General features: G+C 60.8%; 20 protein-coding genes and 1 pseudogene. 9 read left to right on the plus strand and 12 right to left on the minus strand.

Annotation, left to right across the window (positions count from 1 at the left end; all coding sequences use genetic code 11):
* Positions 1 to 40: 40 nt before the first annotated feature.
* The gene (gene argE, locus VSR34_RS27970; RefSeq protein WP_342964112.1) at positions 41 to 1210 is read right to left on the minus strand and encodes an acetylornithine deacetylase; all 1170 of its coding nucleotides are present in this window, start codon (positions 1208 to 1210) and stop codon (positions 41 to 43) included.
* Between the two features lie 257 nt (positions 1211 to 1467).
* Between argE and VSR34_RS27975 the strand changes: the two genes are divergently transcribed.
* From VSR34_RS27975 to VSR34_RS27990, 4 genes are all read left to right on the plus strand, one after another.
* Positions 1468 to 2772: an MFS transporter gene (locus VSR34_RS27975; protein ID WP_342964113.1), complete on the plus strand. Its 1305-nt coding sequence runs from the start codon at positions 1468 to 1470 to the stop codon at positions 2770 to 2772.
* Between the two features lie 48 nt (positions 2773 to 2820).
* Positions 2821 to 3930, plus strand: a complete 1110-nt coding sequence (locus tag VSR34_RS27980) for a porin (RefSeq protein ID WP_342964114.1) — start codon at positions 2821 to 2823, stop codon at positions 3928 to 3930.
* A gap of 91 nt (positions 3931 to 4021) precedes the next feature.
* Entirely contained in the window at positions 4022 to 4678 is a 657-nt protein-coding gene (locus VSR34_RS27985; protein WP_342964115.1) for a GntR family transcriptional regulator, read from the plus strand.
* A gap of 803 nt (positions 4679 to 5481) precedes the next feature.
* Positions 5482 to 5727 (plus strand): DUF4148 domain-containing protein, encoded by a 246-nt coding sequence (locus VSR34_RS27990; protein ID WP_342964116.1) that lies wholly within the window; start codon positions 5482 to 5484, stop codon positions 5725 to 5727.
* A gap of 570 nt (positions 5728 to 6297) precedes the next feature.
* On the opposite strand, the gene VSR34_RS27995 is transcribed toward VSR34_RS27990, so the two are convergent.
* On the minus strand, positions 6298 to 6537 hold the full coding sequence (locus tag VSR34_RS27995) for a hypothetical protein (RefSeq protein WP_342964117.1): 240 nt from the start codon (positions 6535 to 6537) through the stop codon (positions 6298 to 6300).
* Between the two features lie 1133 nt (positions 6538 to 7670).
* Here VSR34_RS27995 and VSR34_RS28000 point away from each other — a divergent pair.
* The 3 genes from VSR34_RS28000 to VSR34_RS28010 all read left to right on the plus strand — a co-directional run bounded on the left by VSR34_RS28000 (position 7671) and on the right by VSR34_RS28010 (position 9874).
* Entirely contained in the window at positions 7671 to 8213 is a 543-nt protein-coding gene (locus VSR34_RS28000) for a membrane protein (RefSeq protein ID WP_028232814.1), read from the plus strand.
* Between the two features lie 64 nt (positions 8214 to 8277).
* Positions 8278 to 8799, plus strand: a complete 522-nt coding sequence (locus VSR34_RS28005) for a hypothetical protein (RefSeq protein WP_154671474.1) — start codon at positions 8278 to 8280, stop codon at positions 8797 to 8799.
* Positions 8800 to 9481: 682 nt separating this feature from the next.
* A complete protein-coding gene (locus VSR34_RS28010; RefSeq protein WP_051381598.1) occupies positions 9482 to 9874 on the plus strand; it encodes a hypothetical protein in 393 nt (130 codons plus the stop codon).
* A gap of 130 nt (positions 9875 to 10004) precedes the next feature.
* Here the strand turns inward: VSR34_RS28010 and VSR34_RS28015 are convergent, their stop codons facing one another.
* The 5 genes from VSR34_RS28015 to VSR34_RS28035 all read right to left on the minus strand — a co-directional run bounded on the left by VSR34_RS28015 (position 10005) and on the right by VSR34_RS28035 (position 15102).
* Entirely contained in the window at positions 10005 to 11090 is a 1086-nt protein-coding gene (locus tag VSR34_RS28015; protein ID WP_036046994.1) for a hypothetical protein, read from the minus strand.
* Positions 11091 to 11145: 55 nt separating this feature from the next.
* Positions 11146 to 12399, minus strand: coding sequence for an LssY C-terminal domain-containing protein (locus VSR34_RS28020; RefSeq protein WP_342964118.1), 1254 nt, complete (start codon positions 12397 to 12399; stop codon positions 11146 to 11148).
* On the minus strand, positions 12396 to 13682 hold the full coding sequence (locus tag VSR34_RS28025; RefSeq protein WP_036047206.1) for an LssY C-terminal domain-containing protein: 1287 nt from the start codon (positions 13680 to 13682) through the stop codon (positions 12396 to 12398). Before VSR34_RS28025 ends, VSR34_RS28020 begins: the two co-directional genes overlap by 4 nt.
* A gap of 127 nt (positions 13683 to 13809) precedes the next feature.
* Entirely contained in the window at positions 13810 to 14319 is a 510-nt protein-coding gene (locus VSR34_RS28030; protein WP_244145521.1) for a YSC84-related protein, read from the minus strand.
* A 321-nt stretch (positions 14320 to 14640) separates the two neighbouring features.
* On the minus strand, positions 14641 to 15102 hold the full coding sequence (locus tag VSR34_RS28035; protein WP_342964142.1) for a hypothetical protein: 462 nt from the start codon (positions 15100 to 15102) through the stop codon (positions 14641 to 14643).
* Between VSR34_RS28035 and VSR34_RS28040 the strand changes: the two are divergent.
* A pseudogene (locus VSR34_RS28040) lies at positions 14995 to 15815 on the plus strand (autotransporter domain-containing protein). The gene VSR34_RS28035 and the pseudogene VSR34_RS28040 sit on opposite strands and share 108 nt — an antisense overlap.
* A gap of 1015 nt (positions 15816 to 16830) precedes the next feature.
* On the opposite strand, the gene VSR34_RS28045 reads toward VSR34_RS28040, so the two are convergent.
* On the minus strand, positions 16831 to 18249 hold the full coding sequence (locus tag VSR34_RS28045) for an aldehyde dehydrogenase family protein (RefSeq protein WP_342964119.1): 1419 nt from the start codon (positions 18247 to 18249) through the stop codon (positions 16831 to 16833).
* Positions 18250 to 18395: 146 nt separating this feature from the next.
* Here VSR34_RS28045 and VSR34_RS28050 point away from each other — a divergent pair, with 146 nt between their 5' ends.
* On the plus strand, positions 18396 to 19319 hold the full coding sequence (locus VSR34_RS28050) for a LysR family transcriptional regulator (RefSeq protein ID WP_342964120.1): 924 nt from the start codon (positions 18396 to 18398) through the stop codon (positions 19317 to 19319).
* Between the two features lie 367 nt (positions 19320 to 19686).
* Here VSR34_RS28050 and VSR34_RS28055 read toward each other — a convergent pair whose 3' ends face one another.
* Genes VSR34_RS28055 through VSR34_RS28070 form a run of 4 tightly spaced genes read right to left on the minus strand, consistent with a single transcriptional unit; the run spans position 19687 to position 22568 of the window.
* Positions 19687 to 20076, minus strand: coding sequence for a hypothetical protein (locus tag VSR34_RS28055; protein WP_342964121.1), 390 nt, complete (start codon positions 20074 to 20076; stop codon positions 19687 to 19689).
* Positions 20077 to 20110: 34 nt separating this feature from the next.
* A complete protein-coding gene (locus VSR34_RS28060; RefSeq protein ID WP_244145288.1) occupies positions 20111 to 21106 on the minus strand; it encodes a hypothetical protein in 996 nt (331 codons plus the stop codon).
* The gene (locus VSR34_RS28065; protein ID WP_081723318.1) at positions 21103 to 21525 is read right to left on the minus strand and encodes a potassium channel family protein; all 423 of its coding nucleotides are present in this window, start codon (positions 21523 to 21525) and stop codon (positions 21103 to 21105) included. Before VSR34_RS28065 ends, VSR34_RS28060 begins: the two co-directional genes overlap by 4 nt.
* A complete protein-coding gene (locus tag VSR34_RS28070; RefSeq protein ID WP_342964122.1) occupies positions 21522 to 22568 on the minus strand; it encodes a DUF2955 domain-containing protein in 1047 nt (348 codons plus the stop codon). Before VSR34_RS28070 ends, VSR34_RS28065 begins: the two co-directional genes overlap by 4 nt.
* Between the last annotated feature and the right edge of the window lie 5 nt (positions 22569 to 22573).

The following is a 22573-nucleotide window of genomic DNA, read 5'->3' on the forward strand; positions in this document are numbered from 1 at the left end:
TTTAGCGGGAAAGGTGTCCCAAGGTGCAAGGTGCGGCATCTCAAAGTGTGACGGCGCGAATGACTTTCTGGATAAACGCCTCACATGCCCCCAGTTGCTCGAGGCTCACATACTCATCGGGCCTATGGGCAACAGCGATCGATCCGGGACCGCAGACGATGCTCGGCACGCCAACTGCGTTGAAGAATGAAGCTTCGGTGCCGTATGCCACTCGTTCCGGTTGAGTCTCTCCAAGGAGGCCCATCACCAACGCTTGCAACTCAGTGCTCTCCCGCTCATCGAGCGCAGGAATATCGCCGATGCAGTCGAATTCGATCGCCGCCTGCGGGTACCGCTCACGCATTCGTGGCAGGACATGTTTCGCCGCGTAGTTGCGCACGTCATCAATGAATCGGTCCGGCGCCACGCCGGGAAGATACCGATACTCGAACGAAAATTCACAACGGGCTGGAATGATGTTCATCCCGTTTCCGCCGGTGATCGTGTTGGTCGAGATGGTCGAAAACGGTACGTCGTAGCCATCGATTCGCGGACCAGTGCGGGCTTCCTCCTCGCCCAGGTACTGGATGTGCGAGATCATGTTCGACGCGTATTCGATCGCATTGACGCCCGACGGAGTCAATGACGAGTGCGCTGCACAACCCGTCACCGTGCAACGATAGATTCGGCCACCTTTGTGCGCCGAGACGACCTGCATGTTCGTCGGTTCCCCGACGATGCAACCGCTTGGTCGAATGCCAGCGTCGCGCATGTCGGCAATCAGGCCGGGAATGCCGAGGCAGCCGACTTCCTCGTCATAGCTCAGCGCGATATGGACCGGCTCACGAAACCGTACTTTGCCGAGCGTCGAAGCCTGCGCCATCGTCGCGCCGATGAATCCCTTCATATCGCACGCGCCACGCCCGTATAGGCGTCCGTCTCGAATTTCCGCGCGGAAGGGATCGCTCTGCCAGACCTGACCATCAACCGGCACGACGTCGGTGTGCCCCGAAAGCACCACGCCCCCAGGCCCCTCGCCGAAGCTCGCGAGCAGGTTTGCCTTGGAGCGTTCGTCGTTGTAGTCAAGCCGTACGCGGGCACCGTGCGAGTCGAGGCGCTCAGCCGCCCACTCAATCAGTGCCAGATTGGAATTGCGACTGACAGTATCAAAACCTATCACGGCCGAGACACATTCGATGACTTCCCGTGACGGCCCGTTCCGCTGTGACATACGTACGCCTCTGCGTTAGTGAATACATTTGAATTCAGTTTATCCGTGGGTTGACACGAATGTCAACGGGGCTAGGTATTTTCACTTACGTGGACTTGTCAACAAAATATTAGTCCATCAATTATGATATAAAACAATCACTTACGTTGAGTGCGCGCCTCGCACTAGGGGTTAGCTTGCCGTTGACGTCCGCAGCTAGAGTTCATATATTCGATTTCAATTGAATTCAGTTCGACAGACAACAAACGGAGACACTCATGGGTACCACCCCGCAATCGGTAGCCGGCTCGGCCATATCCAGCATGGAAGACGCACTGTTCCGGAAAGTCACTTGGCGATTACTTCCGATCCTGTTTCTGAGCTACATCGTGGCCTACATCGATCGGGTCAATGTGGGCTTTGCGAAGCTCCAGATGCTGACCGACCTGAATTTCTCCGCGCAGGTCTACGGTCTGGGCTCAGGCATCTTTTTCGTTGGCTTTTTGTTGTTCGAGGTTCCCAGCAACCTGCTGCTCTATCGCTTCGGCGCACGCACCTGGCTCGCCCGCATCATGATTACCTGGGGCGTTGTCTCCGTGCTCACGATGTTCGTACATACCCCCGCACAGTTCTATACGGTTCGTTTTCTGTTGGGTGTCGCGGAAGCTGGGTTCCTGCCCGGCGTCGTCTATTACCTCGCACAGTGGTTTCCGCAATACCGGCAGGGCCGCGTGATGTCCGTGCTGATCACGGCGGCGGCAATCGGTGGCGTAATCGTCGGACCGCTTTCCGGTTGGATCATGGCCGCGTTCTCACACTCGTCCGGCCTGCGCAACTGGCAGTGGTTGTTTCTGCTGCAAGGCGCGCCCGCGATGGTTGTGGCGTGCTTGCTTTGGGGCATGTTGCCAGACCGGCCTGACACTGTTGCATGGCTCGACGCTCGAGAAAAGGCGCTTCTTCAGTCCCTCGTGGAGGGCGCTCAACGTCACTTGCCGCGCAAGGACAGGATTGCGGAAGTCTTGCGGTCGGCGAACGTGTGGTGGCTCGCTCTTGTGCTGCTCGCGCTTAACCTCGGCATCTATGCAGTCATCTTCTGGACGCCGACCATCATTCACGATTCAGGCGTCACCGATCTGCGGCAGATCGGCTATCTTTCGGCGCTGCCGTACGTCGCCTCCGCAATTGCAATGTTGCTGCTGGGCCGATCTTCTGATCGCTTCGACGAACGCCGTTGGCACCTCGCTTTGGCGTGCCTCGGCGGCGCCCTGGGCCTCGTTTTGACCGCTGTAGCCGCATCGCCGCAGTTCCGCATCATCGGCGTAATGCTTGCCACCGCAATGTTCATCGGTAGTACGCCGCTGGTCTGGGCGCTGGGTGGCAACTTCATGACAGGCCGCGCCGCAGCCACTGGTTACGCACTGATGAATGCAATCGCGGCACTCGGCGGCCTGTTTGGCCCCTACGTCATGGGCCTCGCCCAGGACCTGACCGGAAATACGACCATTGCGGTGCTGGCCATCGCCTGTGTCTCGGTGCTGGGTGGCCTGTGCGTGTTCGCACTGCCCGCTATCCCGAAGAACTAAACCAGTACCCCCAGCATTCAAGCCATATATACACGACGGACCAACGCAATGACAACGAGAATCACCAAGCTCCGCAAGCTCACTCTCGCATCCCGCAGTTCTCAGATCGCCGTGCTTTCAACAGCATTGGGTCTGGGCCATGCAGCGCAAGCGGCCGACAGCGTCACCATTTACGGTATTGTTGATGCAGGCATCACTCACGTAAGCAATGAAGGGGGCAAGTCAAACACCCTGCTGGACACAGGCATCATGCAGGGCAACCGGCTCGGCTTTCGCGGAGTCGAATCGCTTGGCGGCGGCCTGCAGGCCATCTTCCAGCTTGAGAACGGGTTCTCGCTTGCCAATGGCGCGCTGGGTCAAGGCGGATTGCTGTTTGGCCGCCAGGCCTGGGTAGGACTCTCGTCAGACAAGGCCGGCAGCATCAAGCTTGGGCGCCAGTACGACTTCTTCGTTGACACGCTCGAAGCCTATTACACACCGACGTGGTCAGCGGGCGGCTACGCTAACAATCCGCTCGACAACGATCGCCTGAGTGGGCAACGCGTCAACAATTCCGTCAAGTACATGTCACCCTCCTTCGGGGGAGCTCAAATGGGGGCCATGTACGGATTTTCGAATCTCGCGGGCAACTTTAATGGTCCAGGCCGCACGTACAGCTTCACCGCGAACTTTACGCGTGGCAACTTTTCTACCGGCGCAGCCTATACGGAGGTGAGCGGCACGACGCTGGACATATCCTCGCTTGTCGGCAGCAGCAAACCGGTGCTCATCGGCGGGCGCTACCTTCGCGACTGGGGCATTGGAGCCAGCTACGCACTGAAGCCCCTCACGCTGTACGGCGTTTATACGCAAGCGCTCTATGTCGCCAATGCAGGTCCAAACCAGATGTTCCGCAACTACCAGACTGGCTTCTCGTGGGCGATCAGGCCGGATATCTTCGCTGGTCCGGGCTACGGGCTGACGACGCTCGGCGGAAACAAGTACCACCAGCTGAACCTCACGGTCGACTATTTCCTTTCGAAACGAACCGACGTGTACGCGCAGACCGTAATCCAGCACGCTACCGGAGAGGGCGCGACGGCGGCCGTGATCAGCATGGCTGCCTCCAGCAACCAGAACCAGGTGCTCTTTCGAGTCGGTATGCGCTCAAAGTTCTGAGTGACGCTGTCCGCGCCCGTAGCGCTATTCCGCTAAAATCCGTCAAACTCAATCTTCCTTCCCGATTCGTATGGCGGCTGTGCAAGGCAAAATGCAACGAAGTGACCGGACGGAAACGCTCGTCGACACAATCTATCGAGACACACGCCACCGCCTGAACCAGGGCGAGTGGCGCCCCGGCGACCGCCTCCTCGACTACGAGATTGGCGAGCGTTTCGGCTGTACACGCATGCCTGTCCGTCAGGCCTTGTTGCGTCTGGTCAACGAGGGCCTCCTCAACGGCACTTCGCGAGGGTTTCAGGTGCCGGTGATGACCGACGCGATGATTCGCGACGTTTTTGAAGTGCGCCGCATTCTGGAGCCGGCAGCCGCAGCTCTCGTGGCCAGTTCAGCGAATCCTGATCTACTTCGCGCAGCCTTGAGCAAGGCGGTTGATCTGGCAAAAGTGGCGATGGCGCATGACGACCCAGTCCTTATGTTCGGCGCACATGCGAGCTTCCGCCATGCCTGGATGCAGTGCGTCCGCAACGAGCGGCTGGTCAACGCGATCGCCATGTCGGCAGACCACGCGAATCAGGTCCGTTTCGAGAATACGCGCGACGTCGCAAGCTACCCGGAAGTGGTCACCTACCTGGAGAAGCTGAGTGACGCATTGACGAGTGGAGATCCCGAGCAGGCACGCCGCGCGATGAACGACTTTCTACTCCTGGCAGAAGAAACCTATTTTCGTCGTCGCCTGCAGGTTTGAGTGAATCCCTGATTTGGATGCCGGGGAAACCGATCAGCGTCATCTGGTGCACCGACCGTATGGCGATGCCTGCCTTCGCAAGCCTCCTGAACCAATGTCACCAGGGAACCTAAGCAGATCACCAGCCTCATGATCTAACTAAAACAGTCCGGAGTCGCATAGACATACGCAGATGTCTTCGTATGTGTTTTAGGATTTCTATCTAATCTACTCATTGGCGCACATCAAGACGCGCGCTTTGAGGCTAAGCGTGCGCTGAGGGCCATGCTCGCTCGATTCGCGACGGCGGGACATCGAGATTTGCCGGCGGTGGTGCCGTGCCGGGCAGTCGCGACTCTGTTGTGCGGCTAGCCTCGACTAACCCAGGCAGTCGAGCGCATCGCATTGCCTTCCGCGCAGGCTAATAGCGGGGTAAGGCCTCCTTTAGAACATTGCGAGTACCTTCTCGCCGCCGGACCGCAATATTTTTTGTATTAGAGGGGAAATGATTCGAGGGATATGCGGGTTTGTCATATGAAAGTGAATGTGGCGATCAAATCGCGTCGCGCCAAAAAACAGCGGCAAGGCTTAACTGCCGACAAGATCGCAGCCTTGTAACCGACGGTCCGACAACCCAAGCGGCGCACCCATACGTGGGTATCCGTTCCAGCAAACCAGAAGCGAAAATCGGTCCCGTCACACGGGATGGTCACTGAAGGCTATTGTCGAATAATGAAATAAAAATGAAAGCATGCGCGACTAGACTTGAATGACACACTGCAGCCGCCAAGCTCATATGCAGTGGAATCTGGAAGGAGGTCGTGATGAAAACAATTGCATTCACAATCACCGTTGCGTTGGCTTTCGCGGCACCACTTACAACGTACTCGCAGTCACATGAGCCTCCGACGCACGACCAATTGCGGGCCGAGCTTCAGCAGCTCGAACAGGCCGGCTACCACCCGGCAGGAGAGGATCTAACCTACCCGGTACGCCTGCAAGCGGCCCAAGCCCGTGTCGCGAACAGTGGTGGCAAAGCCACCAACGAGTCCGGCGTAGATGCCCAATGAGTACGTGACGCTCTATCGGTCAACTGAATCGCCACCTGCGCACTGCCAGGTGCCAGATCGCCGTCTCGCGAACGGTCTTTTCGTTGGAGACTGCCGCGGATATTGCATCAACCACCGTCCTCCAATGTCTTTTGCAACACTTCGCATAGGCTAGCGCTCTCCTCAAACGATTGGCGCGCCAAAGGCGATCAATGGGCGGACGCCGGGAGGCGGTCGTGCGCCCCCGGGCGGCGATCTCGACGTTGCACCAGCGCGAACACCTTTTCTGCGCACGGCTCCGCGCAACACGGCCGAAATCTATTGCGGAGTTCGCAAATGAGAGGCTTGCGCCCCATCGCTCAGTGGTGGAAATGCGATCAAGACAATCGATCAAGGCGCGCGGGACGTAGTAAGTCTCCAACATTGGACGCATGGACTCGAAATGCCTCATTTGGTTCCGGCGATCGCGTTCTAGCATGCGCAACGGTGGGCTGACGGGCGTAGGGTGTACGGCAGATTTCGGGAGAGGACTGGCCGTTGGAATGACGTTTTGTGCGGTTAGCGAGTGGCAGTTCCTGGCCGCCATCGGAACTACAGGCCGAGAATCGTGACGCAGCTATGTCTGAAATGCTTGTCACTGGTCCACGTCTCAATTTGCGAAATCATCGCACCGAGGGCGACACAGTTCGTGTTCAGATTTTCAGTAAATCTTTCTTTTGAATCGGTGAAGATGAAGCCGATCCGCTGCAGCATGGCCGGTCTGGAGGTCTCCACTTCCAGACTACTCCGGATATCTGCTAGGGCTTTTATTATTTTTTCCCAGTCAAGCATGCTGATTTGAGTGAATGCGTAGGGATCGTAAGTCGACTCGTATTGATCGTCGGTTCAATATACCCAAATACCTCTTCCTCGAAGAACAGCGAGCCATCGTTCCAGCATCGATTCGCGTAGGCGCCTGCCATGACTTCGACATAGGCAGTACCTTCCAACGATGACCGGTCTGTGATGGCCCGGACCTGGCAAGCCGAACTCATTGATCGGACCTCCTCGAAAATGTGCGTGATCTCGATTGTCCGCGATCCAGCCAGCGATGTCGAACGGCCGATTTTGGCCGACTGTACTCATTCACAGCAGCCACCCTCAACCCCACTCATCTATCCACGCGTTCTTTCGGATACCTTGTGATTGCAAAAATGTAGGCATATTGTCAGCTGAAGGCGGACGTCGACGCTTGTGCGTTCGACGGCGCGGTCAACCCCATCTCATTCTCGCGGACCGCACAACACGCCGGGAATATTCGAAGACCTATCTCGTTTTAGCAGGACACGAGTCGCGCGAAGCAAGGCTGCGCTGTGGCTGCGTGCCCTCGTCATTGAGGATCTGGTTGATCGTTCTTGCATGAGGTGTCAAATGGATATGCCAGGCGATGTGCACGTTTCGTCACAAACCTCCACGCCGGCGAACGAATTAATAAGGACTTCACGCTGTTCGATAAGCCATCGGAACAGGGCGCCGGGAATGCGTAGGGCACATGCGGACGAACGAGCGTACGAGCAGACTGCCATTGAACGGTCGCATTGCGTCGTCCGGAAGAAGTCAGGCCGCTCGATGTTACGCACGAGCGGCGAACAGTTATCCCGATGCACCGCGACACCTGGCGAGGCACCTACCTCGAATTGAGGAGGTTGACCCATCGCGATTCTGATTGCGCGTTTGCACAATGAAGACAACGGCCGTACCGACGAGACACGGTGAATCAACCGCTTTTTCGCTCCCGAGCGGCAATTTGCGCCACAGCCGCAAGGAGTAATGGTGTATAGCGGCCTGTTCAGAGTGGACCGCATGGAACCCGATCGCGGCACCACGACATAGTCCCGACGCGTGCCATCGCATGCACATATGTCGGCGCGGGTGAGGTGGGGTGGTACGCCTGCAACCGCTAGTCAACGATGGAAGGAGGCCACATGTCACTCATCGTCGCAGCACGCTTTACGACATTCCCCGCAGCTGAAGACGCGGCACGACGGGTCATCACTGCCGGTTTCGTCGAGGAGGACGTCACACTGTTTTTCGTCAATCCGTCCGGCCAGCACGGATTCGAAACCGTCACCGACGCAAACGCGAGGGAGGCGCCGGGGGGTGCCGAGATAGGCGTCACGATTGGCGCAGTGGTTGGCGCCCTGGTCGGCGTCGGGGTCTTCGCAGTGTTTTCGCCACCGCTTATCGTGTCGCTGATCGCGACTGGGGTGAGTGCGTATGTCGGCTCATTGCTCGGAGCGATGGTGCGCACGCGTGAAGCCAGCAACGAAGAAACACGTGAATCCGGCGTGCTGGTGGCCGTACACGTGTCGCCGGACAGCCAGTTGGACGCCGCACGGGTGCTGCGCGATGCGGGAGGCGCGGCGATCGAACGCGCGACTGGCCGCTGGCAACAAGGGCGGTGGGCCGACTTCGATCCGCTCAAGCAGCCTGTACCGCTCAACGAATTCAGTGAGAAGCACGCCTGATTTGAAGGCGTTTTTAGCTGAAATTCGCTCCGAATCAATCAGGAGATAAATTGTGCAACTTCACATGGATTTCCATCATTTCACATACGGCCGGCTCGACTGGCGCGCAGCCGTGCTGGCAGGCGTCATCGCCGGCACTGTATTCCTGGTGTTAGGGGTCGTCCTGATGGCCCTGACGACTGGCGGCAGTCTGCTGGAGCCCCCACGCATGGTCGCCGCGATCATTCTGGGACGAGGCGCATTGCAATCGCCGCAAGCCTTCTCGCCTGGCATCGTGCTCGCGGCCTTCGTGGTGCATTTTGGCCTCGCCATCGTATTCGCACTTGCCCTCGGTCTGGTCATGACGTCATTCGACCTGGACTCGAGCTGGGGAATGGCTTCACTGGCGGGTGGCGCATTCGCTGTAGCCGTTTACCTTATTAATTTCTACGGCATGACACGGCTTTTTCCATGGTTCGCAGAGGCGCGCAACTGGGCCAGCCTGTTCGTTCACATCGTCTTCGGTATCGTGGCGGCGAACCTGTATATGAGACTGGAGCGCAACACATCGCGCAGGGGCAGGGCGGTCGCGGGCGGCCCGTCGTAGTCCCGTGCCGTGCTGATCGACGGTCTCCAGAGTAGAAAAGGCTCTCCGCGCAACAACATGGGCACCTCATCGAGATCGACATGACCGGTCACTCCGGCGAAAGCGCCGGTCAACATCTGCGAGGATGCAGCGCGATAGGCGCGTCGCGTCGTCGACGGTTATGGTCATTGCCAGGGCGGTGGTTGCCACAAGGGTTGGGAACATCACCACTGGCACAACGGTTGGTGACGGGAGAACCGCTTGACACCGCGCTCATCAAATCGCACTCGGTACATGCGCTAGCGGTGCTGGCCGACGATCGGCTCGCATGTTTCAAAAGTAGCCAAACTATATCGCTGGGCGGGGGGCGGCATGTCTTCAGCCTTGTAGTTCAATGAACGCGCGTCCGCTCGTGGGCCGCATTGACGCGAAACCGACGATGGTCGACATGACCTTTAGTTGCCCCGGGCTCAGTCGTACCGTGTTTCGCCATGCTGGCCCGCGGGCGCGGAAGATGTCCGCGACCTCAAGCACGGGACGTCCTGCGGGGCCGGTCTATTCGGAGGGCAGGAGCTCCAGTGGGCTGGTGACTTCGCGCAGCAGGTCGGTGGCCACCTGCGCGTAAAGCGCACCTCGGCAATGCCTTCTCCTTGCACTTCACCTCATTCCATTTTCCGGCGTCGCGTTCCTCTGGTTACTCGGCGTGCTGCGAGACAGCATAGGCGTGCTGGAAGACAGGCTTTTTGGCACCGTCTTTTTCGGCATAGGATTACTTTTCGTGGCAAGCCTGTTCGCAGCGGCGGCTGTAGCTGGGGCGATCGTGCGTGCCACCAGCGTGCTATCCGACGTCGGGGTTAGCAACGAAATGTATTTTTTTGCAAGGGAGGTGGTCTACGCGTTTATGAACGTCTTTGCCATTAAGATGGCGGGCGTTTTCATGGGGGCGGCCTGCGTCATTGCGATGCGCACGGCAATTTTCCCTCGCTGGATCGCATTGATCGGGTATGCGTGCAGCCTGGCACTTCTACTTGTTATCTGGGGCTGGCTGTGGATCACGATGCTGTTTCCGCTATGGACGTTGATGGTCAGCGTCTAATCCTCCACACAAGGAAGCGGAATACGAGATGAGGTTTTCGCTGTCGTCAGACGCTATGTGCTCTGACAACCTCTTCTTTGAGCCGCTCCATGTACTGCTATGCAATGTCATGACTTTCCCCCCGCAGGGTTCACCGGGCGGGCTCATCCAGGTCCTCCTCCACGAAGCGCAGGATGGCCTCCACGAGCGCCTCGCGTGGGTACGCATTCTGCGTGACGAAGAGAGCGCCTAACGTCGGATGCGTCCGGGCGATTGGCACCGCCAACGCCCAGTGATCCGCATTGACGTAAGCAAGAAGCGAGCTTCCAGGTACGATCTGATCGTAAAAGATGACCTGGCTGTCGTTTCTCGCATCGACACGAGAGAGCTTCTCATAGCTCGATTCGAGAATTGACGAAATGCGGTCGGGCTGTGGGAATGTGACGACCGAGTAATAATGAAAACCACCCGGAAGCGGGTGCTGTGCAAGCCATGCCTTGCGGGTCGCGGGTCGCAGGCTTTGCACACCGCCGCCATCGCCCGATGTGCAAGTTGCGCCGGGAACGTATTTCAGCAGATTGGCCTGGTACTGTTCGGCATCGTTGGCGAGCGGCGATCCTCCGATCGCACCGGCGGCGCTCACCACCGCCGCCACGCGGCTTCGAATTTCTGGATACGCGACGAGCGCTTCGAGAAGGTCGGGAGCTCCTTTCGAATATCCGACCAGCACGATGCGCGGCGGGCCCTCAGGCGCTGGCATGGCCATCAGCGCGTCGCGAATCTGGCGGGCGTTATTGGCTGAACTGGATAACGCGTCGACGTCAAGCAACGTCGCGTCAAAGCCAAACTGGCGTAGATGTGTCACAACGGTGTTTGGTGGATTGAGCCATGGCTTGAAACAGTCATAGCCGATGCCGGGCACGACCGCGGCGATGAGGTGTCGCCGGGAGAGACCCAGCTCGACGGGCTTGCCGGTGCCGGCGGGCTCGGTGCCCACGCGGGTCAGTGCGTCTTCACAGGGGCGGTAATCGGGCAACCCGGTGCCGCGTGCTTTCAGGACTGCGCAATAAACTTCGCGGAAACGCCCTCGTTTATCCTGTATTCCCGCCTGAGCTGCAGGCATGAGCGCCAGCGGTGGCGTATCGGTCGAATACGGGATGAGCGGCTTCGTCGCGCACGCTCCCAGCAAGGCGCAAGTTGCCAGCGTCGCGAGCACGATGCGGTTACAGCACCGCATACGGGTGGGGGCAGGCAGGCGCGCCGCTCGCGCAACCGGCGATGCGGGCTTCGAGTCACTGGTGTGCATCGGCGGGGTCTCCGGGGGGAGGGATGTCGTGCTCGCTCAGGTAGGGCACCCAGTCGAGAAATTCCACATCAGACATGCTGCGCGGCCGCGTCGCGAAAAACACCACCGCGCGCAGTCCGTCCGTATAGTAGGTCGCCCCGTCGAGGGTCGTTCGGGGCTGTGAGTACGGTGCGGCGCCGACACCGTTCGCAAATCCGAGCTTCTCGAGACCGCCGGAGTACATCAGGTCTTGGATCAGATAATTGCGCGCCTCGTCGACGTTTCCTTGAAGAATGGGATGCGGATCATTGCGGGGCACGAAACGGCCGCCGACGGGACGGCCGACCTGCGCGACGAAAACCAGTTGCCCCTGGTAACGCAGCGGCGCGAGCCATCCCCGTATCCAGGTCGCCGGCGAGCCCGCCTGCGCCTGCTTGCGCATGACGAAGTCGGGTGTCCGCCCGAAGACCCGCTGCGAGAGATCAGACTCGTGCGCATCGCGCCGATAGTTGCGCCGCACCAGCGCTGCGCCGATGTCGGAAAACTGGCCGATACCCACGGCATTGAGCGGGTCGGCCTGCGCTGTGCCACCCGCATCGGTGGCGCAGCACGGCAGCCGTTCGATGGCTGCGCGCAGCGAGGTCAGATCCTTGTAATCCGTGACCGCCGCGCCGGCAGAAGAGGCAGCGAGCTGCGCGAGCCGCGGATCCTCCGTGCCGCCCGGCACGCGGAGAAAGAGCGAGAAGGGGATCAGGGTCTTGCTTCCGAACAGGTCGATGTTGACGAGCTTGGTAACATGATCCGGGTTTGTGAACAGGATGCCCGAGCGAGTCGCGCCGGGCGGGATCGGGTTTTTGAATCCAAGCTCGCTGAAATAGTCGTCCATGCGCGTATTCGTTGTACCGCCAAGCATGGTATGCATGGACCACGCGACTTCATGTGGCGAAAAATAGTCAGGGTCCGTACCCGAGCGCAGCAGCCACAGGCCCCGGGACGTCCCGTTCTGCACCTCGACCCAAAGCGGCTGGACGCCGTTTCGGGTAACGTCCGCGCCGAACATTCGCTTGCTGTCTTCGCTGCCGAGCACGGTTGCACTGACACGCACGCCGTGACTGATGGCGCTCACCGCGCGCTCACGCAGCGGCGTTTCGTCAACCTGCGGTGGGGCCTGCCATGTCGCACAGCCAGCGAGCGCAAGCGCGACGCATAGCCCACTTGCCGAGCGAACCAGCGCATGACGCAATGGCGCCGAAATGCTCATGGCTTCGCTCCTGGGGCAACGTTGATAACGCGGTACGGCGCCACCCAGGGTAAGACTTCGATATCCGCAAGCGATGTCGGTCTGCGGTCGAATATGAGCACGACACGATAGCCATCGGTGTAGTACGGATCGGTCGTCAGATTTTCGCGCGGTGCGGTCTCCTGCGCGGCACCGACTCCTGTCACGAGGCCGATCTTCTCAAGATTCTGCGAATACGTCATGTCTTCGGTCAGCGCGGTGCGTGCCTCATCCACGTCGGGATCGATCTTGTGCGTCGTGAGCGTCGAGGAATGCAAAGTCAGACGGATACCGATATCGCGACTGATCTGGCCTACCCAGACGGGTTTGTCGTGGTAGCGCATGCTGCTGAGCCAAAGCCGCATATGGTTGCGCTGGTGGATAGTGTCGCGTGCCTTTTGCAGCGCAAGATCCTGCGGGCGTCCAAAGAAGTAAAGATCGCTCACCGGTGCGTTGACATATGGATCGCCAGACAAGGCAGCGCTGACCATCTGCCGGATTGCGCCCGACCACTTCTGCTCTGTGGGACTCCAGCCCCGGCGGACAAGCGCGGGAAAAGCATCGTCGAGGCCGCCCACGATCACCAGATTCAGTGGATCGCCATTTTTCGAGCCGTCCTCATTGGTCGCGCAGCACGGCAACGCCTCGAGTGCGTTGCGGAAAGCCGCGTCGTCCGTGTAATTCACAACCGGTTCGTGCGGCTCGGCCATGCGTTTGAATACCTCGGTTTTCTTGTAGTCGGCCTCGAACCCCGGCACCCCCGTGAAAACGGAAAACGTTCTGGCACGTCCGTCCGCTACCAGATCCAGCTGTACGAACTTCACGCCTCTGCTGCTGTGGGTCAGCACGAAACCGGAGACCGTCCTTCCCGGTGGAACGGGGTTATGGAAGGCGAGACCGCGAAAGCGCCGGTCAAGCTCGGCCTGCGAATTCGGCGAGGCATTGTTCGCAAACGCCTCTTCAGCCTCTGAAGCAGGGAAGAAGTTCGGATCCAGGCCGGGCGAGAGGAGAAAGTAATTTCGATCCTCTTGATTCTGGACCTCGATCCAGACTGGCTGAATCTTCTTGTCCGCAAGCGGGACCCCGTAGACGGCGCGGCTCTCGTCTGGCGACAGCACTGATGTCAACACGCGCACACCGCCCTCTGTGCGTGTCACAGCGCGGTTCTGATATCCGTGCACGTCGACGGCTGATGGCGTTGCTGCGCATCCTCCGAATTGACAGGCGGAGAAGACCGCCAGCATCAGCGTCAAAATGCGGTTCATTGAGACACCCGCGGACAATCGTGCTCGTGCTCGTGCTCGTGCCCGTGCTTGTGGTCCTCTTGCGAGGGTCAGCGGCCTCTCGCAGATGTGACCGCAGGGGACGCGCCGATCATGCTTGCGCTGGACTTTAAAGCTTCAGTCGAGAAACCTTGGTGCCGGCCAGCGACACGTCCCCCATTAGCCCCGCATTGGTGAGCACGATGGCTTCGACGGGTGAGGTGGCCGTTGTAGTATCGATCTCGCCATTCGCGCCGACTTTCAACAGCGCAACGGAACCTTCTCCACCGACTGACCAGCCTTTCGAGTTGCGGAAGCTGCTGAGCGCATCATGCGTCATGAACAGGAAAATGACGGCCTTCGATTGAGCGCCTGCCTGCAGGCCGAATGAACCCGCCGCCGTGCTGTAGTAGCCGACCGTTTTTCCAGCTACCCGCAAAGCGCCTTTGCCGTATTCTCCCCCCGCGATGAACCCTGCCTTGATCACCGACGGAAATACGAGTACGCCGTTCGCCTTCGCGACCAGCTCTTTCGAGCCTTGGTCCGTCTCGAACAGCCGCGACAGTGTTTCGCTCACCTGCGTATCGATTTCGTGGCGCTTCGCCGCATCGGATTCTGCGGCAACGGCTTCGGTCATCATCGTCGGGACTCTGGCCAGCCCGAGTCCCACGATCGTTAGCGTTGCGGCACCTGTCCTCAGAAAGCATCTTCTGCGCATGACCACCTCCGTCGAGGGTTACGGTCGAATTCACTAACTTCGTTAATTAACCGGCGTTATGCGTGCAATTGATGTGTCGGCGATGTTGTGGGCACGACATGTTCAACCCAGGTGCGTGCTTCATCCGAAAATCATGCAACGCGAAACTTTCACGGACGGAGCCGGCGGTGGCGCCGGTTGTTGCAGGCACTTCAATCGTCTCGACGCAAGCCATTGGACTGCAAAGCAAGCATTGTGGCGCCGCTAGCCTGGTGAAGTTCGAACCGGAGGCCAGCGAAGCCTCTTCGTCTTGCGATGCGGGAATTTTGGCCAATCTGATTCGACCGCGCTCCTGTTCTGTCGGCGCACCAGACAATATTTGGCAGACGCGCGCGTTGCGCAATAGGACTTAGGTCCAACATGGCGAGTGAGCGTCGTGCAGAGAGGCAGCCGCTTAAACGCTGCGTACAGCTGCCGAAAACGAATTCGTCGTCGCCCATCGGGAGACAGCTCGGCCTCACGACGCTCGGCACGCTGCACGAGCGCATCGGCGATACGCTGACCGACGCCCAGGACGGTGCGCTTAGCACCGGCTGGGTGCGCCTCTTCGGGCAGCAGATCGACAACCGCTACCAGAACTTCGCCGATGCGCGCGCCAGCGGTCACCTTCCCGATTTCCAGGCTGGCGTCGATCTGTGGCGCGGCGGCTTCCTCCAGGGCCATCATGATGCAGCCGGCGTCTACTTCGCCTATGGCAACGGCGATGTCAACGTCGACGGGCTCGTCACCAACGCGGCCGCAACCGCCTACGTGCTTTCCCAGACGGGGGCACTGAACCTCGATGCGTATTCCGGCGGCGCCTACTGGACGCACTATGGTCCGGGCGGCTGTACGTTGACGCGGTGCTGCAGGGCACGCACTACGACGGCAATGCGACGACGCAGTACGCGCGGCTGCCGGTCTCGGGTTCCGGAATCCTTACGTCGCTGGAAACGGGCTTTCCGTTCTCGCTGCCGCTGGGACCGGATTTCGTGCTGGAGCCGCAGGCACAGGTCATCTGGCAGCATGTCGGGCTGAACGCGGCCAATGACGGTCTGGGTGGGGTGGACCTGGGTTCGACCTCGGGCGTGAGCGGGCGGCTGGGCGTACGCGGGCAGTGGACCATTACCCGCGCCAACGGGCAGAGATGGCAGCCGTATGTGTGCGCCAACGTCTGGCACGACTGGGGCGCGCAGGCCACGACGACGTTCGGCGGTGTGGACCAGATGCCGCTTGCGCAGCAGGTGACGCGCATGGATGTGGCTGCCGGCTTCACCGCGAAGCTGGACAGCCGCATGAGCGCGTACGGCCAGTTCGGCTACCAGTTCGCGATCAGCGGTTCCGCGAGTGGACAGCGCAGGGGCGTCTGGGGCGACGCGGGGGTCCGGTTCGCGTGGTGATGACGCTGGCCGTGCCACGTTCCGAGGCCCGTCGGCCGACGATGTCCCAAACGACCGGCAATGGATGGCTCTTTGGTGCGTACCTGCTGACGCTCACTTCCACACTTCGAGCGTCCCTTCATGGCCGAGAGCACCAGCAAAACACTACAACCTGCTGGATCGGTCAATGAGAGTCGCGCGCTGCAGAGTCCGAAAATCGGCGCGTTACAGACCGTTACAGGTCCGCGCGAACGGTTGCATTTGCTGGTGGGTCGAGCGACTAAGCTTCAAAGAGGCGTCACAGTCGGGGTGAATTGGCGAACCGACGGGAGGTCACATCATGAAGTACCCAATCTCGCTGCTGGCAATCGCTGCGACCGTCTGCGCCCCCGCGTCCGTATTGGCTCAAGCCAATGTGGGTGGCTACTATACGCCGATACCTCCGCCACCACCGCCGGTATTCTACCAATCCCACTATGCACCCCCGGGTGCGTATGGGGCGCCGGGTACCTATGTCTACCAGTCCTATCCACCGCCAGTCGTGCATGGGCCACCGGTGGTCGGCGGCTATGGTCAGTGCCAGGGCGGTGGTTGCCACAAGGGTTGGGAACACCACCACTGGCACAACGGTGGGTGACGCAGGACCGCTTGACGCCGCGCTCATCAAATCGCACTCACTACATGCGCTAGCGGTGCTGGCCGACGGTCGACTCGCATAACGCAAAGATAGCCAAACTACATCGCTGGGCGGTGGGTGGCATCTCTTCATGCGTTGCAGTTCAATGAACGCGCGGAAGGGAACGCCTCGGTTCGGTGCGAAAGCGAATGGGTCATATCGACCCGAAGCGGTCGTTCACGATGAGCGGATCAAATGGCGGCTTTCGTGAGAAAAACGGACACACTCGCCAGAGACGATCTCGAACGGACGCTACGTGCGATATCAACGTCCGTTGGGACGCACAATTGCCACGGATTCCGGACCGCGTGACCAGGGGCCTCGGGGTTCACGCGCAGCGCGAGTTCGGCTGTCCCCGCCTCATGCCTTCAGCAGCGCCTTGGGTTCCAGATACGCGCTCATCCCCCATCTGCCCATTTCGCGGCCAAGCCCCGAATGCTTGAAACCGCCGAACGGCGCGCGTGGCTCATGCGCAAGCGTATTGATCAGCACCCGCCCTGAATCGATCTGACGCGCCACGCGTTCGCAACGCTCGACATCCTGACCCAGCACCATCGCGTTCAGACCGTAGCGCGTGTCGTTGGCGATCGCGATCGCATCGGCCTCGTCCTCGTAGGCAATCACGGTCAGCACCGGACCGAAGATTTCCTCGCGCGCAATCCGCATCTGGTTGGTGGCGTTCGTGAAGATCGTCGGCTTGACGAACCAGCCGGCCTGCAATCCGTCCGGCCGGCCCTCGCCGCCCGCGAGCACCGTCGCACCTTCGTCGATGCCGATACGAATGTAGTTCTGGACGCGTTCCCATTGCTTCGCACTCACCATCGGGCCGATAGTGGTCTCCGGATCGCGCGGATCGCCGGATTTGAACTGCAAGAGAGCTTCTTTGGCGACCCGCTCGAATGCTGCGAGCCGGCTACGCGGCACCAGGATGCGGGTGCCGGCGATACAGGCCTGGCCGCTGTTCATGAAGCCGGCGTTCAGCACCAGAGGCATGATGCTGGCGAAATCGGCATCGTCGAGCACCAGGGTCGGCGACTTGCCGCCGAGTTCCAGCGTGACACGCTTCATGGTGGCCGCACCGGTTGCCACCAGATGCTGGCCGACCGCGGACGAACCGGTGAACGAAATCTTGGCGACATCCGGATGGCGCGCGATTTCCTCGCCAACCACGTCGCCGCGGCCATTGACGATATTGAAGACGCCCTTGGGCAAGCCAGCCTCGTGCAGCGCCTCGATCACGATCTGCGTCTGCAGGGCGCTCATCTCGCTGGGCTTGATGACGGCGGTGCAGCCCGCTGCCAGCGCGGCCGCAAGCTTGTTGCAGATAAAGCCCGCATTGCTGTTCCACGGCGTAATCAGGCCGGCCACGCCCACCGGCGTGAGGATCACGCGTGCGATCCCGACCTGTTCCTCGAACTCGAAGGACTCCAGCGTCTCGATGGCCTGGGCGATCACATCGGCCGGGTAAGTCGCCATCCAGCGTCCGCGCGCCGCAGGCGCACCGTACTCCTTCACGATCGCTTCCATCAGATCATCCTCGCGCGCGGCGATGGCCTGATGCATGCGGCGCAGCGCAGCCAGACGCTCTTCGCGCGTGGTGCGTGACCAGGCCGGCAGGGCGGCCTTGGCGGCTGCGATAGCTCGCTGCGCATCGTGCTCGTCGCCAAGCCGCACTTGACCAATGACTTCCTCGGTGCTCGGGTTGTAAAGATCGAACCACTCCTGGCCGTGCGGCGTCACGAATTCGCCGTCGATATAGATATGTTCAATGCGCTGCATCTCGACTCCTTTGAGGGAACCCGCGTTTGCCCGTCAGCAGACGGTGCTTGACCTTGGGTTCGGATGGAAAGAAGTCTAGGCAGGGTTTATTGTTCTGATAAGCCACCTTATGGTGGATGGGATATGCCGAAAATCAGGATAATCAAATGCATCGCACAGGGATGACGGAACTCCAAGTGGTACTGGCAGTCGCGCGGCGCAACAGTTTCCGTGGTGCGGCGCAGGAACTCGGCATGTCCACCACGGCGGTAAGCAGCGCCGTGGCCGGGCTGGAGGCGCGCCTCAAGGTCCGCCTGTTCAACCGCTCGACACGCAGCGTCGCGCTGACCGATGCAGGGCAGCGTTATGTAGAGCGAATTGCGCCAGCGCTGGCCGAAATCCAGAGCGCCGGTGAAGAGGCGGGCAGCGGGCCGGATATACCGAGCGGCACGCTGCGGATCAACGCACCGCAGGGCGCGGTGCTACCGCTGATGGAATCCTTGATCGGCGAGTACGTGCGGCGCTACCCGCAGGTGCGCGTGGATATCGTGAGCGAGTCGCGGATGATTGATATTGTCGGCGAGGGCTTCGACGCGGGGATTCGCCTCGCCGAGTCCGTGCCGCAGGACATGATTGCGGTGCCGCTGACTGGCGACGTCCGCATGCTGGTGGTGGCAACGCCCGAGTATCTGAAGCTTCATGGCACGCCCATTCATCCGCGCGATCTGCTCGGGCATCAGAGCATCGGCATGCGTATGTCGCACGGCGGCATCTACCAGTGGGAGCTTGAGCGCGACGGCGAGAAGCTGCAGATGGATTTGCCGGTGCGGATGGCGTTCAACGAATTGCCGGTCATCAAGGAAGCGGTGCTGCAGGGACACGGGATCGGTTTTATCGCCGAATGGCTTATCGAGTGGGAACTGGCCTCAGGCGCGCTGGTACCGGTGCTGACGCCATGGTGCCAGCCCTTTGGCGGATTGCGGCTTTACTATCCAGGACACCGCTTCGTGCCCGCGCGTCTGCGCGCACTCATCGAACTGGTTCACGAACTGCGTCCAGCGGGAGCAGTACGCACGCCGGAAAAGCGCTGACCTTAAAATGGTCTCCAGCAGATTGGAGGGCTAGCCCCGGGTCGCCTCCGCCACGCTGCGTCGACGAGCCCCTCGTCTCAGCGATGCACGTGCTCAACCGAGGTGGCAAACGTATTTACATGCGACTCGATTGAGTGTCCGCATTCCGGCTGCGACGGACGCCGCAATCTCCGGTTGACGCTCACGGTTAATGACGCATGGTGGCCGGACTCTGACGAAGAGCATCGTTCGGCGATGCCTCGCCTTGTCACGGTTCCGTCGAACGTGGGTTGGTCGCACAAGCTTTGCCCCCAATGGCCGCAAAACTAAGGCACCAGTCGCACACTCTGGCAGCCCCACGACTGCGCGTTCGCCAAACGCGCAACATCTAGCGGCCCATCCGCCGATCGTAGCTGCGCGAAATCCGCGGGAGCAGCGTGGGGTCGCGCGCGTCGGCGCTGTTGAACTGGACGATCACGCTGCCATCGGCTTGCTGCTGGACGTTCGCCGTCACGGTGCCGCCGTCGCTGGTGCCGGCAATCGCGCCCCTGCCGGGGTCCTGGACCGTGATTCCGAGGCCTTCATCGCGCATGGCGCCCGCGGCGGCGGAAAACGACCGGTCGTAGCTGGCCGGTGTCATGACGACGGTTCCCGGCGGCGGCGCGTAATAAGGGCAGCCCGCCAGTGGCAGCAGGCCGGCGCACGCGCTGGCGAGCATGAGGCGCCGCGCCCAGAGACTGCTCGCCGAATGCAATCGACGCTTACCCGGTATGTCCATCGTCGCTCTCCTCGAATCGATTTTGTATGGCATCCTAAAAGCTCACTGCCAGGCCAAACGACACGCCATGGACGTTGCGGCCAAACACATAGCGCACCATCGCCCGCGTGCGCGTAATGATGATGGGGTAGGTGCTGCTGTCGAGTTCGAGGCCTACGCCCAGTGATGTGAGGTCGTTGAATCCGAGCACCCCGGCGCTGTCGCCGAAATAGTGCGAATAGGCGAACTCCAGCACGTAGCGCACCGGCTTGTCCAGCGCATGCCAGCCGGTTGGCGCGCGCCAGCGCGTCCAGAGGCTCAACTGCTGCGCCGTGGCGGAGCCCTGAACCGCTTCCGCGCTGCCGCCGAAGCTGCGCAGATAGATATCGGTCGCGCGCAATTCCGCGTCGATTTCGTAGTTCTCGCGGTAATGCTCCCAGTCGAGCATCAGCGAGCCGCCGTAGCCATACGCGTCCAGATAACCGTTGTTGAGGAACTGGAGATTGCTGTCCGTGACGTGGTTGATCAACGTCTGTCCGACGCGCAGATCGCTCGATACCCGCCCGAGCGTGCCGTTCAGGATGGGCCGAAACACGAGCTCGTTGGTGAGGCGGAAATCCCAGCCGATTCCCACCGTGCCGCTGAACGTGTTCCACTTCGTGGGCAGCGCCCGCTGGTCGGCGCCGTCGGTCGCGACGAACGTCGGGTCGTAGCGGCTATAGGCGATCGTGCCTTCCATGTACAGGGGAAACGTCCGGCTGAGCGTGAATCCTCCCCCCAGCTGTGTCTGACCGAATCCGGGGTTGCCGGTAGCGCCGTTATTGATCGAAAGCGAACTGGTGGTGACATCCGGTACCGTCGTGTACGACATGATGGACAGCACGGCATCCGCATGCCGCTTGATGTTGCCGCCTATCACGGTCTGGTTCGAGAGTTGGCCGGACACGCTCTGCGCATGCGGTTGCAAAGGTGCAAGCGCCACGAGCAGGGTCAGGGCGGTTCGTGCGGCGTGATCGCGCAATCTGGGCCGGCGGACAGTGGTTTTCGTCATGTTCGATCCCGTCGGGTCTCAATGCCCGTTGCGTCCGGTTGCGTGTGATCGCGCGGCTCGTGCGACGCTTCCTGCACGCCGCGCACGAAGGCTGCCACGATCAGTCCGGTAAACACGACGCCAATCAGCCCAAGCAATACGGCGTCGATGCGCCCGAGCGCAGTGGTCGGCACGACGTCGCCGTAGCCGATGGTGAGGGCCGTGATCGCGCAGAAATACAGGGTCTCGCTCAGGCGCGACGGGGTGCGGTTCAGCGTTTCGACAGCGCCGCCGAAGTAGTACATCAATACTGTGAGGACGACGAATATAACCATCAAGCCCGCCAGGAGCAGCCGCAAGTACCAGATGGTTCTTCCCGATTCCAGCAGGATTTCGCGCGCTCGCGGCGCATGGGGCTTGTCTTTCGCGGCATGGTTCATGGCGTATTCCTCTCACGCGCTGCAGCGCCACGCTGCGCGCGCCACTCGAAGATCTGAAGCATCAGGCACGCGTAAGCCGTGACCGCCAGAAATAACGCCATGCGCACGGCGAACGCGCGGTAGACGTCCTTGCCGGCCGCGCTGTCCTGCACTGACTGACCGAGCAGAATGATCATCGTGACGAGGCCGTTCAGCCAGAAGCCGGGCGAGTAGCGCGTGGGGCTGATGCGAAAGAGCTTGCGTCCCACCATCAAGCCGAACAGCAGCATCCACAGATAGAACATCCCGATGTTCACGAAGAGCCGCAGCGCAAACCAGAACGCGATGGCGAGCAGCCCGCCAAGCGCCGTGGAGCCCAGCAGTTCGCGCGCGGCACCGCGAGCCGACGTCGTGCAGCTCTGCCGGCCGAGGCTCACTGACTTCATGATGATCGGCATGTAGCTGGCCGGATCGTTCATTGCCAGCAGCCAGGCGGGCATCACCACGAGCGCGGCCTGCAGCGCAATGCGCGCGGCGAGGCCCGGCGCCATGACACGCGCGACGGGTTTCGCGCCCGTGGGCGCCGGCTCGGAAAACAACGCGTGGCTCACGATCGAAACGAGCACGGCGAGAAGCACGCCCTTCACGAGTGCGCCCACCACCGTGGCCGCGAGTTCCTGATCGGCTACGCCTGCCGCCGAGATCATCGTCAGGCCCGCCGCGAGGAAGGTCGCCACGAGGTTGTTGCCGCCGCTCAGGCCGAAGCGAAAGGCGAGGAAGAGGCAGAGGCCGACGAGTAGCACGCCCGCGATCGGATAGTAGCGAAGCAAGGGGACGAGCAAGAGGCCGCTGCCCGTCGTCCCTGCCACGACCAGCGCCAGTGCGAGTGCCGCCTTCAGCGAGAGCGGCTGGTTTTGCGTGGCGAGCAGAAAGAGGGCGAATACCGGCGCGATCACGGGAACCGGAAAATCGAGCGCGAAGCTGACAGCGAGTGCGAGCGCCGTACCGGTGGCCACGCGCAGCGCACGCTGGCCGGGAATCGAAAGGCTCGTTAGCGTGGGCATGGGCG

Source organism: Paraburkholderia sp. JHI2823 (genome assembly GCF_038900695.1).
In the GTDB taxonomy this organism is placed as follows: domain Bacteria; phylum Pseudomonadota; class Gammaproteobacteria; order Burkholderiales; family Burkholderiaceae; genus Paraburkholderia; species Paraburkholderia mimosarum.